Annotated in this window: 12 protein-coding genes; 4 read left to right on the forward strand and 8 right to left on the reverse strand. The window is 70.3% G+C overall.

Translation table 11 applies throughout. The features are described 5' to 3' along the window. Positions 1–160: 160 nt before the first annotated feature. Positions 161–1,012 (reverse strand): DUF8083 family protein, encoded by an 852-nt coding sequence (locus AC067A_RS11565; RefSeq protein WP_478617903.1) that lies wholly within the window; start codon positions 1,010–1,012, stop codon positions 161–163. Between the two features lie 155 nt (positions 1,013–1,167). Between AC067A_RS11565 and AC067A_RS11570 the strand changes: the two genes are divergently transcribed. Together AC067A_RS11570 and AC067A_RS11575 are read left to right on the forward strand one after the other, a co-directional pair. Beyond that, positions 1,168–2,259: a Leu/Phe/Val dehydrogenase gene (locus tag AC067A_RS11570; protein WP_478617906.1), complete on the forward strand. Its 1,092-nt coding sequence runs from the start codon at positions 1,168–1,170 to the stop codon at positions 2,257–2,259. Positions 2,260–2,561: 302 nt separating this feature from the next. Next, entirely contained in the window at positions 2,562–2,816 is a 255-nt protein-coding gene (locus AC067A_RS11575) for a DUF3073 domain-containing protein (RefSeq protein WP_019887615.1), read from the forward strand. 210 nt (positions 2,817–3,026) lie between these two features. Here the strand turns inward: AC067A_RS11575 and purM are convergent, their stop codons facing one another. From purM to AC067A_RS11595, 4 genes are all read right to left on the reverse strand, one after another. Next, positions 3,027–4,094 carry a phosphoribosylformylglycinamidine cyclo-ligase gene (gene purM / locus AC067A_RS11580; protein WP_376485870.1) on the reverse strand — a complete coding sequence of 356 codons (1,068 nt, stop codon included), beginning with the start codon at positions 4,092–4,094 and terminating at the stop codon, positions 3,027–3,029. A 73-nt stretch (positions 4,095–4,167) separates the two neighbouring features. Then, the gene (purF, locus tag AC067A_RS11585; RefSeq protein WP_376485868.1) at positions 4,168–5,694 is read right to left on the reverse strand and encodes an amidophosphoribosyltransferase; all 1,527 of its coding nucleotides are present in this window, start codon (positions 5,692–5,694) and stop codon (positions 4,168–4,170) included. A 216-nt stretch (positions 5,695–5,910) separates the two neighbouring features. Further along, positions 5,911–6,576: an META domain-containing protein gene (locus tag AC067A_RS11590; RefSeq protein ID WP_478617912.1), complete on the reverse strand. Its 666-nt coding sequence runs from the start codon at positions 6,574–6,576 to the stop codon at positions 5,911–5,913. A gap of 262 nt (positions 6,577–6,838) precedes the next feature. Continuing rightward, a complete protein-coding gene (locus AC067A_RS11595; protein ID WP_478617914.1) occupies positions 6,839–7,627 on the reverse strand; it encodes a maleylpyruvate isomerase family mycothiol-dependent enzyme in 789 nt (262 codons plus the stop codon). A gap of 66 nt (positions 7,628–7,693) precedes the next feature. Here AC067A_RS11595 and AC067A_RS11600 point away from each other — a divergent pair, with 66 nt between their 5' ends. Next, positions 7,694–8,104 carry a nuclear transport factor 2 family protein gene (locus AC067A_RS11600; RefSeq protein ID WP_478617917.1) on the forward strand — a complete coding sequence of 137 codons (411 nt, stop codon included), beginning with the start codon at positions 7,694–7,696 and terminating at the stop codon, positions 8,102–8,104. A gap of 55 nt (positions 8,105–8,159) precedes the next feature. On the opposite strand, the gene purL is transcribed toward AC067A_RS11600, so the two are convergent. From purL to purS, 3 genes are read right to left on the reverse strand one after another with little or no spacing between them, the layout of a single operon-like run. Beyond that, positions 8,160–10,409 (reverse strand): phosphoribosylformylglycinamidine synthase subunit PurL, encoded by a 2,250-nt coding sequence (purL, locus tag AC067A_RS11605; protein ID WP_478617919.1) that lies wholly within the window; start codon positions 10,407–10,409, stop codon positions 8,160–8,162. Further along, positions 10,409–11,089: a phosphoribosylformylglycinamidine synthase subunit PurQ gene (gene purQ / locus AC067A_RS11610; protein ID WP_478617921.1), complete on the reverse strand. Its 681-nt coding sequence runs from the start codon at positions 11,087–11,089 to the stop codon at positions 10,409–10,411. The genes purL and purQ overlap by 1 nt, the downstream gene beginning before the upstream one ends. After that, complete coding sequence (gene purS, locus AC067A_RS11615) at positions 11,086–11,331, reverse strand: phosphoribosylformylglycinamidine synthase subunit PurS (protein WP_017240564.1); 246 nt, start codon at positions 11,329–11,331, stop codon at positions 11,086–11,088. Before purS ends, purQ begins: the two co-directional genes overlap by 4 nt. Before the next feature lie 366 nt (positions 11,332–11,697). Here purS and AC067A_RS11620 point away from each other — a divergent pair, with 366 nt between their 5' ends. After that, a complete protein-coding gene (locus tag AC067A_RS11620) occupies positions 11,698–12,039 on the forward strand; it encodes a histone-like nucleoid-structuring protein Lsr2 (protein WP_478617924.1) in 342 nt (113 codons plus the stop codon). Positions 12,040–12,168 lie beyond the last annotated feature (129 nt).

Genomic DNA, 12,168 nt, shown 5'->3' on the forward strand with positions numbered 1-12,168 from the left:
CCCGGATCGGGACCAACGTCCCCACCCCACGACTGCCGAAGGACCCGGACGCCGGCCGGAAAAGACACCGGAGCCCCGGAATCCGGAAAGCGTTGAAGATCATTTACACCGGCCGGACATGTCTTGTCGATACCGACCTGACGAAGATGCCCGACTGATGTCAGTTCGCGAACCGCAGGTCCCTGACCACCCGCCACCGCTCCGCGAGCCGCCCGTACGCCTCGCCCGCCGCCTCCCCGTCCCCCGCCCGCAGCGCGGCGAACCCCTCCGCCAGCTGCGCCGCCGACCGGTCCTCCGCCAGCCACTCCGCCGTCACCGCGTGCACGAGACCGCCGAAGTCCAGCTCCACGAGCGCCCGCGGATGGAACTCCTCCAGCCAGCGCCCCACGTCGACCAGACCCTCCGTCATCGGCCCCTCGTCGGCGGAGTCGCGCAGCACCCGCAGCGCCCGCGCCAGCCGGCGACGGGCCTGCGCCATCGACGTCCGGTAGCGCAGCACCGGCGCCCGGCCCGCCGCCGCGTCCCCCGGCTCGTACGACCTCTCCTCGTCCCCGAAGAGTGCGAACCACCGCAACGGCACCTGCCACAGCCCCGTACGGATCCACGGCCGCGCGTCCGGATTCCGGCCCAGCCACCGCTCGAAGTCCCCGGCCACCTGCCCCCGCACCACCGGCGGCAGCATCGCGTCGAGGACCGCCGCCGGATACCCCTCCGCCACCAGCTCCCGGATCGCCAGCCACCCCCGCAGCCGGGTCCGCCACGGACAGATCACCACCACCCCGTCCACGTGTGCGACGAAGGCCTCGCCGCTCTCGTGGACCGGCACCGGCACCGGCGGCGTCGGCAGCAGGTCGGCGAGCGACCGCCGCAGCTCCTCCTGCGCCCCCGGGGTGCCGGGCCGGCGGGCGTACCGGGCCCAGTGGCTGCGCTCCGGCTCGGGGAACGCGGCCAGCGGCTCGTACACCCGCAGGTAGGACGCGTAGGGAACGGGGACCGGGGAGGCGACCGACATGTCGTGAATCCTTCCACGGAGGTACTCCGGGAGGGGGTGATCCTGAGCACTGCGGCCGATCTACGCCCAGGTAGGACTTAACCTCTTGCCGAACTGGTCCTCCCCCACCCACAGGGAGGGCCGAAACCGCCGCTTCGTACTTGGGAGTCACCACCGTGACCGATGTGACCGGCGTTCCTGTCGACGTACTGAACACTCTGTTCCACTCGGAGCAGGGTGGCCACGAGCAGGTCGTCCTCTGTCAGGACCGCGCATCCGGCCTCAAGGCCGTCATCGCCCTCCACTCCACCGCCCTGGGCCCCGCCCTCGGCGGCACCCGCTTCTACCCGTACGCCACCGAGGCCGAGGCGATCGCCGACGCGCTCAACCTCTCCCGCGGCATGTCGTACAAGAACGCCATGGCCGGCCTCGACCACGGCGGCGGCAAGGCCGTCATCATCGGCGACCCGGAGAAGATCAAGACCGAGGAGCTGCTGCTCGCCTACGGCCGCATGGTGGCCTCGCTCGGCGGCCGCTACGTCACGGCCTGCGACGTCGGCACCTACGTCGCCGACATGGACGTCGTCGCCCGCGAGAACCAGTGGACCACCGGCCGCTCCCCCGAGAACGGCGGCGCCGGCGACTCCTCCGTCCTCACCGCCTTCGGCGTCTTCCAGGGCATGCGCGCCTCCGCGCAGTCCCTGTGGGGCGACCCGACCCTCCGCGGCCGCAAGGTCGGCGTCGCGGGCGTCGGCAAGGTCGGCCACTACCTCGTCGAGCACCTCCTGGAGGACGGCGCCGAGGTCGTGATCACCGACGTGCGCGAGGAGTCGGTGCGCCGGATCACCGACAAGCACCCCCAGGTCACCGTCGTCGCCGACACCGACGAGCTGATCCGCGTCGAGGGCCTCGACATCTACGCGCCCTGCGCGCTGGGCGGCGCCCTGAACAGCCAGACCGTGCCGTTCCTCACCGCGAGCATCGTCTGCGGCGCGGCCAACAACCAGCTCGCGCACGCCGGCATCGAGAAGGACCTCGCCGAGCGCGGGATCCTCTACGCGCCCGACTACGTGGTCAACGCCGGCGGCGTGATCCAGGTGGCCGACGAGCTGCACGGCTTCGACTTCGACCGCTGCAAGAAGAAGGCGACGAAGATCTTCGACACCACCCTGGAGATCTTCGCACGTGCGAAGGCGGACGGCATTCCGCCGGCCGCGGCGGCCGACAGGATCGCCGAGCAGCGCATGGCGGAGGCCCGGCGCGGCTGAGCCGTGACGGTGCCGCGCGCCGCGCCGCACCCGGGGCCGGCCCGCCGTCGGGGAGACTTCACTCACGCCCCTCGGCGGGTCGGCCCTCCGGAAGAGGTTAAAATCGCGATTGACCAGCGAGGAAAGGGCACCTCGAAGGTTCTGTACCGGGGTATGTGATGCGTGCGGCGTACCGTAGACCCGCGGAAACAGGTACCGTTGAAGCCCTACGGACCGGTCTCTCTTTCGAGAGTCCGTTCCGAATCATGAACGCGTGTCAAGACTCTGGGGCCATCGAGCCCCGTCACCGAGGGGGTCGAGCCATGGGGCGCGGCCGGGCAAAGGCCAAGCAGACCAAGGTCGCCCGCCAGCTGAAGTACAGCAGCGGCGGGACGGACCTGACGCGTCTGGCCAATGAGCTGGGCGCATCGACTTCGAGTCAGCCGCCGAATGGCGAGCCGTTCGAGGACGACGACGAGGAAGACGACCCGTACGCCCAGTACGCGGATCTCTACAACACGGACGACGAGGACGAGGACGACGAGTCCGGTCCTGCTGCGTCGCCGCGTCGCGCTTGACCTTCTGAATCACCGAAACCCGGTCCGGGGAATCCCCGGCCGGGTTTCAGTGCTGTCCGCGCCCGGAACACGGGGCAGGTACGGAACACGGGGGCGGGTACGGAACGCGCACGGCACGTGCGGCACGCGAACCCGGCACGCGCGGCACGTGCGGCACGCGAACGGGGCGCCCCTCAGGAGCGCCCCGTCACGTCATGCCCTGTGCCCGTCCTACTTCGCGTAGTCCCCGACCAGCTCCGCGCCCGTGGTGTGCGCCCCGCGCTCGGTGATCTCACCGGCGACCCAGGACTCGACACCGCGGTCCGCGAGCGTCGTCAGCGCCGCGTCCACGGACTCCGCCGGCACGACGGCCATCATGCCGACGCCCATGTTCAGGGTCTTCTCCAGCTCCAGCCGCTCCACCTGACCGGCCTTGCCGACCAGGTCGAAGATCGCGCCCGGGGTCCAGGTCGAGCGGTCCACCGTGGCGTGCAGACCGTCCGGGATCACCCGGGCCAGGTTGGCGGCGAGACCGCCGCCCGTGATGTGGCTGTACGCGTGGACGTCCGTGGTCCGGGTGAGGGCCAGGCAGTCCAGCGAGTAGATCTTCGTCGGCTCCAGGAGCTCCTCGCCGAGCGTCCGGCCGAGCTCCTCGACCTGCTGGTCGAGGGTCATGCCGGCGCGGTCGAAGACCACGTGCCGGACGAGCGAGTACCCGTTGGAGTGAAGACCCGACGAAGCCATGGCGATGACCGCGTCACCCGAACGGATCCGGTCGGCGCCGAGCAGCCGGTCGTACTCCACGACACCCGTGCCGGCGCCGGCCACGTCGAAGTCGTCCGGGCCGAGGAGGCCCGGGTGCTCCGCAGTCTCGCCGCCGACCAGGGCGCAGCCGGCCAGGACGCAGCCCTCGGCGATGCCCTTGACGATGGCGGCGACCCGCTCCGGGTGGACCTTGCCCACGCAGATGTAGTCGGTCATGAAGAGCGGCTCGGCGCCGCAGACGACGATGTCGTCCATGACCATGGCGACGAGGTCGTGGCCGATGGTGTCGTACACGCCCATCTGGCGGGCGATGTCGACCTTCGTGCCGACGCCGTCGGTCGCGGAGGCGAGCAGCGGACGCTCGTAGCGCTTGAGGGCGGAGGCGTCGAAGAGGCCGGCGAAACCGCCGAGGCCGCCGAGGACCTCGGGGCGCTGCGTCTTCTTCACCCACTCCTTCATGAGCTCGACGGCGCGGTCGCCCGCTTCGATGTCGACGCCCGCGGAGGCGTAGCTGGCACCGGTGGTCTGAGACATGGGTTCAGAGCTTTCGTGTCGTCGTGCTGCTCGTACCGCCCGCGCCGCGGGAGCGGCGCGGGCGGCGGGGGTCTTACGGGCGACGGAGCGCGTCGGAGGCCGCGGTGGCGGCCGGCCCGGCGGCCAGCTCGGTCTCCAGGAGCTGCTTGCCGAGCAGCTCGGGATCCGGAAGCTCCATGGGGTACTCGCCGTCGAAGCAGGCACGGCAGAGGTTGGGCTTCTGGATCGTGGTCGCCTCGATCATCCCGTCGATGGAGATGTACGAGAGCGAGTCCGCGCCCAGCGACTTGCCGATCTCCTCGATCGACATGCCGTTGGCGATCAGCTCCGCGCGGGTGGCGAAGTCGATGCCGAAGAAGCAGGGCCACTTCACCGGCGGCGAGGAGATCCGGATGTGGATCTCGGCCGCGCCGGCCTCGCGGAGCATCTTGACCAGGGCGCGCTGGGTGTTGCCGCGGACGATCGAGTCGTCGACGACCACCAGGCGCTTGCCCTTGATGACGTCCTTGAGGGGGTTCAGCTTCAGCCGGATGCCGAGCTGGCGGATGGTCTGCGAGGGCTGGATGAAGGTGCGCCCGACGTAGGCGTTCTTCACCAGGCCGGCGCCGAAGGGGATGCCCGAGGCCTCGGCGTAACCGATCGCGGCCGGGGTGCCGGACTCCGGCGTCGCTATCACCAGGTCGGCCTCGACCGGCGCCTCCTTGGCGAGGCGGCGGCCCATCTCCACGCGGGAGAGGTAGACGTTCCGGCCGGCGATGTCCGTGTCCGGGCGGGCCAGGTACACGTACTCGAAGACACAGCCCTTGGGCTTCGCTTCCGCGAATCGCGAGGTGCGGATGCCGTTCTCGTCGATCGCGATCATCTCGCCCGGCTCGACCTCGCGGACGTAGGTGGCGCCGCAGATGTCGAGGGCGGCGGACTCGGAGGCCACCACCCAGCCGCGCTCCAGGCGACCGAGGACCAGCGGGCGGATGCCCTGCGGGTCACGGGCCGCGTAGAGCGTGTGCTCGTCCATGAAGACGAGGGAGAAGGCACCCCGGACATCGGGGAGGATCTTCGCGGCGGCCTGCTCGATGGTGAGCGGCTCGCCGTTCTCGTCGACCTGGGCGGCGAGGAGCGCCGTGAGGAGGTCGGTGTCGTTGGTGGCCGCCACACGGGTGGAGCGGCCTTCCTTCTTGGGCAGGTCCGCGACCATCTCGGCGAGCTGCGCCGTGTTCACCAGGTTGCCGTTGTGGCCGAGCGCGATCGAGCCGTGGGCGGTTGCCCTGAACGTCGGCTGCGCGTTCTCCCACACGGACGCCCCGGTGGTCGAGTAGCGGGCGTGACCGACCGCGATATGACCTTGGAGGGAACCGAGAGAGGTCTCGTCGAAGACCTGGGACACGAGGCCCATGTCCTTGAAGACGAGGATCTGGGAGCCGTTGCTGACCGCGATTCCCGCGGATTCCTGGCCCCGATGCTGGAGGGCGTAGAGCCCGAAGTACGTGAGCTTTGCGACCTCTTCACCCGGAGCCCAGACACCGAAGACGCCACAAGCGTCCTGGGGGCCTTTTTCTCCGGGAAGCAGGTCGTGATTGAGTCGACCGTCACCACGTGGCACGTTTCCGAGTGTAGACGGGCTCGACCACTGGTCCGAATTGAGGAAAACCAGGGCCCCCTCGACTCGTGCGATCGCACGAAATGATCGTTTCCGGCTTGGAGAGGCCTACGACTCAAGCGCGCGAAGGGATTCCGGCCCCGAGGCGCCCGCGAGCGGACGCTCGTACCAGGCCCGGAGCCCGCTCGCGATGTGACGGAGTTCGCAATCGGCGCCCGCTCAGCCGGTGCTCGCCGTCGCCGTGAGGCCCTCGCCGGAGGAGTCGGTGAGCGTCAGCGTTCGGTGGTTCAGCCGATAGGTGAGCGGGCCGTCGAGGAGCTCGTACAGCTTCGTCTCCAGCGCCATCTGCGGGCTCGTGCACATCATCCGGGTGGTCGCCGCAGGGCCCTCGACCGTGAGCGTCCGCGCCTGCTCGTCGACGCGGGCCGTCGCGGAGAAGCCGTTGCAGCCGAGGTTGCCGGTGACCCGGCCGTCCGCGCCGATGACCATCCGCGCCTTGCCCTCGCTGCCGGCGGGCAGCGAGGCCGCGTTCTCCCCCGACACCAGCCCCTCGACCTTCCAGGTGGTGCCGCGCAGCGGGACGGCCCGCTCGGCGGTCAGCTCCAGGCCGTTCCGGCCGTCCGCCGACGCCAGCCGCAGGGCATCGCCCTTCAGCGTCCCCTCGAGCGCCCCGGAGAAGGCCTTCAGCAACTCCGCCTCGAAGCGCTGCGCGTCGCCGGGACAGCCGATCTCGGTCACCTCGGCCGGCGAGACGGTCAGGGTGTCGCCCTTCACCGTGACGGCGGCGCCGAACGTGTTGCAGCCGCTGTTCCCCCGGGCCCGGCCCTCCTCGAAGTCGACGCGCGCGCCGTCGGGAGCGGCCGACCTGCGCCCGTCGACCGTCACGGACTCCACCGTCCAGTGCGTCCCCGCCACCGGCAGGTCCGGCTGGACCGTGCCCGCACCGGGACCGGCACCCCCCCCCCTCCGTACCGCAGGCGGTGAGCAGCAGGAGCGGGACCAGGACGGCGACTGCGCGTGATTTCGGCATGCCGGTGAGACGGAACGACCCGCCGCACGGTTCCGGTACCCGGCGCGCGGCTGGGGGTGTCCTGCCGGTCGCGCCGGGCCCGCGGGGCCTGATCCGGCCGGATCGACAGGAGAGCCCCTAACCCATGAGCGGCAGCAGGTCCTTCAGGTCGGCCCGTTCGCCGCTGGCGCTGACGTGGGCCTCGTGCAGCTCCGTCGCCCAGTCCGTCCGGCCGGTGGCGAGCCTCGTCCAGGTCAGCGGATCCGTCTCGACCACGTTGGGCGGGGTGCCCCGGGTGTGCCGGGGGCCCTCCACGCACTGCACCACCGCGTACGGCGGGACACGGACCTCCACCGCCCCGCCCGGCGCCCGCACGGCGAGCGTGTCCGCGAGGAGCCGCGTACAGGCGGCGAGGGCCTGGCGGTCGTACGGGATGCCGGCGCCGGTCGCCGCGTTCAGGTCGTCGGTGTGGACGACGAGCTCGACGGTCCGGGTGACCAGGAAGTCCCCGAGCGTCATCGCGCCGAAGCTCACCGGCAGCAACCGCGCGTCCGCCGCCCCGGCGACCGCCCTCTCGTACTCCTCCGCCACGCGCGCGCACAGCCCCACCGGATCCGCCGCGTCGATCCCCCGGGTGTGCTCGTCGATCCGTTCCGCCCCCGCCGCCGTCACCGACGGCCAGTCGAGCAGGGCCAGTTCCCGCACCGCCGGCTCGGGCGCGGCGAGCAGCAGCGGGACGGAGTCCACCATCCACGCGAGGTGAGCCACCAGGTCCCGTACCGTCCACTCCCCCAACCGCGTCGGCCCGTCGAGCTGCTCGGGCGTGAACGCGGCCACCGCCTCCCGCACGTTCCCGAACTGGGCGCTCACGGCGGCCCTGATCCTGGCGGAGTCGTAACTGCGGGTGCGCTTCTTGGCGGGTGGCATGGGCAGAGGCTAGCCCCGAAACTGAAGGAGAGGGGGCGGCCCTTCGCGAAAGGCAGTGACGGGACCATGACCTATCACGAGCACCCCGACGCCGCCCTGGTGCGCCAGGGCTACGCCGCGTTCGAAAAGGGTGACATGCAGGCGCTGGGCGACCTCCTGACCGGCGACTGCACCCACCACTCGCCCGGCAACACCCGGTTCGGCGGGCACTTCAAGGGCCGGGACAACGTCCTCGCGCACTACGGGGACATCTTCCGGTACACCGGCGGCACCATGCGCATCGAGCTCGACGGCGTCTTCGTCGACGGGCGGGGCCACGTCCTCACGAGCCACAGGTGGCACGCCGACCACGGCGACCGGGGAATCTCGATGAGGGGCGGCCTCTTCTTCACCCTCATCGGCGGGAAGGCCTCCGACATCGACGAGTGCGTCGAGGACATCGAGGAGGCGGACGCCTTCCTGTCCCTCGACGACTGACGGCACGGAGCCCCCGCCCTTACCCGGGCGGGGGCTCCGTTCCGTACGGGACCGATCAGGCCAGCAGGGCCGGGATCGTCGCCTCGTGCGCCTCGCGCAGCTCCGCGAGGGGCAGCGCGAACTCGCCCTGCACGTCCACCGCGTCGCCGTCGACGACACCGATGCGGGTCGCCGGCAGACCCCGCGCACCGCACATGTCGGTGAAGCGGAGCTCCTCGCTGCGCGGGACGGCGACGACCGCACGGCCCGCCGACTCGCTGAAGAGGAACGTGAAGGCGTCCAGGCCCTCCGGGACGACCAGACGCGCACCGTTCCCGCCGCGCAGGCAGGACTCGACGACCGCCTGGACGAGACCGCCGTCGGACAGGTCGTGCGCCGCGTCGATCATGCCGTCGCGGGACGCCGAGATCAGGATCTCGCCGAGCAGCTTCTCCCGGTCGAGGTCCACGGCCGGCGGCATGCCGCCGAGGTGCTGGTGGATCACCTCGGACCAGGCCGAGCCGCCGAACTCCTCGCGCGTGTCACCGAGCAGGTAGAGGAGCTGGCCCTCTTCCGCGAAGGCGATCGGCGTACGGCGGTTCACGTCGTCGATCACACCGAGCACGGCCACGACCGGCGTCGGGTGGATCGCGGTCTCACCCGTCTGGTTGTACAGGGAGACGTTGCCGCCGGTGACCGGGGTGCCCAGCTGCAGGCAGCCGTCCGCGAGACCACGGGTGGCCTCGGCGAACTGCCACATCACGGCCGGGTCCTCGGGCGAACCGAAGTTCAGGCAGTCCGAGATCGCCAGCGGCTTCGCACCGGAGGCGGCGACGTTGCGGTACGCCTCCGCCAGCGCGAGCTGCGCACCCGTGTACGGGTCGAGCTTGGCGTACCGGCCGTTGCCGTCGGTCGCCATCGCCACGCCGAGGTTGGTCTCCTCGTCGATGCGGACCATGCCGGCGTCCTCGGGCTGCGCCAGGACCGTGTTGCCCTGCACGAACCGGTCGTACTGGTCCGTGATCCAGGACTTCGAGGCCTGGTTCGGCGAGGAGACGAGCTTGAGGACCTGGTCCTTCAGCTCGGCGCCGTCCTGCGGCCGGGGCAGCTTGCCGGCGTCGTCGGCCTGGAGCGCGTCCTGCCACTCCGGGCGCGCGAACGGCCGGTGGTAGGTCGGGCCCTCGTGGGCGACGGAACGCGGTGGCACGTCGACGATCTGCTCGCCGTGCCAGAAGATCTCCAGCCGCTCGCCCTCGGTCACCTCACCGATGACGACGGCGATGACGTCCCACTTCTCGCAGATCTCCAGGAAGCGGTCGACGTGCTGGGGCTCGACGATCGCGCACATGCGCTCCTGCGACTCGCTCATGAGGATCTCCTCGGGCGAGAGCGTCGCGTCGCGCAGGTGCACCTTCTCCAGGTCGACCCGCATGCCGCCGGAACCGGCGGAGGCCAGCTCGGACGTGGCGCAGGAGAGCCCGGCGCCGCCGAGGTCCTGGATGCCCGCGACCAGCTTCTCCTTGAAGATCTCCAGGGTGCACTCGATGAGGAGCTTCTCCTGGAACGGGTCGCCGACCTGGACGGCGGGGCGCTTGGTGGGCTTGGTGTCGTCGAAGGTCTCGGACGCGAGGACCGAGACGCCGCCGATGCCGTCGCCACCCGTGCGGGCGCCGTACAGGATGACCTTGTTGCCGGGGCCGGAGGCCTTGGCGAGGTGGATGTCCTCGTGCTTCATCACGCCGATGCAGCCGGCGTTGACGAGCGGGTTGCCCTGGTAGCAGGAGTCGAAGACGACCTCGCCACCGATGTTGGGCAGGCCGAGGCAGTTGCCGTAGCCGCCGATGCCGGCGACGACACCGGGCAGCACGCGCTTGGTGTCGGGGTGGTCGGCCGCGCCGAAGCGCAGCGGGTCGACGACCGCGACCGGACGGGCACCCATGGCGAGGATGTCGCGGACGATGCCGCCGACGCCGGTGGCCGCGCCCTGGTAGGGCTCGATGTACGAGGGGTGGTTGTGCGACTCGACCTTGAAGGTGACCGCGTACCCCTGGCCGACGTCGACGACGCCGGCGTTCTCGCCGATGCCGACGAGCATGGCGTCGTTCTCGGGGACCTTCTCGCCGAACTGCTTCAGGTGGACCTTGCTGCTCTTGTAGGAGCAGTGCTCGGACCACATGACGGAGTACATGGCGAGCTCGGCGCCGGTGGGACGGCGGCCGAGGATCTCGCGGATGCGCGCGTACTCGTCCTCCTTGAGGCCGAGCTCCTTCCAGGGCTGCTCGCTGTCCGGCGTCTCGCTCGCGTGCTTGACGGTGTCGAGGCTCATCAGGCGTTGACCAGCTTCTTGAGGATCGAGGTGAAGAAACCGAGGCCGTCCGTCTTGCCGGTGCCGACCAGCGGCTCGACGGCGTGCTCGGGGTGCGGCATGAGGCCGACCACGTTGCCCGCGGCGTTGGTGATGCCCGCGATGTCACGCAGGGAGCCGTTGGGGTTCACGTCCAGGTAGCGGAAGGCGACCCGCCCCTCGGCCTCCAGCTCGTCGAGCGTGTGCTCGTCGGCGACGTACCGGCCGTCCATGTTCTTGAGCGGGACCTCGATCTCCTGGCCCTGGACGTAGTCCGAGGTCCAGGCGGTCTCCGCGTTCTCCACCCGCAGCTTCTGGTCGCGGCAGATGAAGTGGAGGTGGTTGTTGCGCAGCATCGCGCCCGGCAGCAGATGGGCCTCGGTGAGGATCTGGAAGCCGTTGCAGATGCCGAGGACGGGCATGCCCGCCTTCGCCTGCTCGATGATCGTCTCCATCACCGGCGAGAAGCGGGAGATGGCTCCGGCCCGCAGGTAGTCGCCGTAGGAGAAGCCACCGGCCAGGACCACGGCGTCGACCTGCTTGAGGTCCTTGTCGCGGTGCCAGAGCGAGACGGGTTCGGCGCCCGCGAGGCGGGCGGCACGCAGCGCGTCCTGGTCGTCGAGCGTTCCGGGGAACGTGACGACGCCGATGCGTGCGGTCACGACTCCACCTTCACGATGAAGTCTTCGATCACGGTGTTGGCAAGGAAGGTTTCGGCCATCTCATGGATGCGGGCGAGGGCGGCGTCGTCGACCGGCCCCTCCACCTCCAGCTCGAAGCGCTTCCCCTGACGGACGTCGGCGATTCCGGCGAATCCCAGGCGGGGCAGTGCACGCTGCACCGCCTGCCCCTGAGGGTCGAGGATCTCCGGCTTGAGCATGACGTCGACTACGACGCGTGCCACTGGCACTCCCGGTGGTGTGTTGCGTGGGCGGTTCCCTCAGCGTACCTGCCTCCAAATTCTACGCGGGTAGAGATCTGAAGGATCCTACAAAAGACCGGTTCGAAGCGACCTGGGTCACACGAACGCCGCCCACGGGCGTCCCGGACGCTCCCCCGCAAAATTCGAGTGAAATATTGCGGACCGCAATGCACCGGGACACGCTGAAACAATTGACAGGGCTTCACAATGCGACGTCTGCGGCTGTACAAAGGAATCCAGAAGAAAGCAGCATTGTCCCGGCTCAGCCGTACGGTCGACATAGCAGCACGTCAGAGGCGCCACAAGCGTCCTCTCGACCTCGGCGGCCACAGGAAAGGACCGATATCCGTGGCTCAGCGTGTGGTGGTCACCCTCTCCGATGACATCGACGGCGGAGAAGCTGCAGAAACGGTCGCGTTCGGCCTCGACGGGAAGATGTACGAGATCGACCTGAATGCTGCCAATGCAAAGAAACTCCGCAAGACCCTCGCCCCCTACCTCGCCGCCGGACGCAAGCTGCCGGCCCGGGTAGTGGTCGGCCGGAGCCCCTCGGCCGGCACGTTCACGCACACCGCGCTCGCCCCCGCCCCGGCGGCGGTCCGCGCCTGGGCCCAGTCCAACAAGATGGACGTCCCCGCCCGCGGCCGGATCCCCAAGCGCGTCTACGAGGCCTTCCGCGCCGCGAGCTGAACGGCGGGGACCGGGGGGTGGAGCCCGCGTCGAGCCCCGCGCCGAGCCGATTTGCATCGCACCCCCCATGACCCGGTAGAGTCTGGATCACGCCGAGGGGCGAGGCCGAAAAGCCCGGTCCCGAGCAGC

It is taken from the genome of Streptomyces sp. NPDC043176 (assembly GCF_056436715.1).